1 protein-coding gene is annotated in these 380 nt (G+C 70.3%); it reads left to right on the plus strand.

The features are described 5' to 3' along the window. Positions 1–55 precede the first annotated feature (55 nt). Positions 56–380, plus strand: a 325-nt coding sequence (locus AC1DN0_RS41805; RefSeq protein WP_477146715.1) for an I78 family peptidase inhibitor, incomplete at its 3' end; no start/stop codon positions are given.

The following is a 380-nucleotide window of genomic DNA, read 5'->3' on the forward strand; positions in this document are numbered from 1 at the left end:
CGCCCCGCTTGGCGATATCCTCCAAGGTTTCCCTGGTTCGATGTCCGGAGTCTCGATGCCGTCCTTGTCGTTCCGCCGCCTGCGGCGTTCCATCGGCCTTGTCGCCGTGTTCCCCACCCTGCTGGCCCTGGCCGCCTGCCAGGCACCGCCCATGGACGAGCAGGAAGCCGTCGCCACCCATGCGCAGAAGGCTGCCGAAGCCGCCGCCGCGCCCACCGATGAAGCAGGCAAGGCGCTGGAAGCGCCCCCGGTCGGCGAGTGCGACGCCACCCAGGTGCAGAGCCTGGTCGGCCAGGCCTATTCCGACGCCGTGGGCAACCAGGCCCAGCAGGACGCCAGCGCCAAGCAGCTGCGCGTGCTCAAGCCCACCGATGCCACCA

The sequence above is a fragment of the Cupriavidus sp. 05N39 genome (assembly GCF_056397325.1).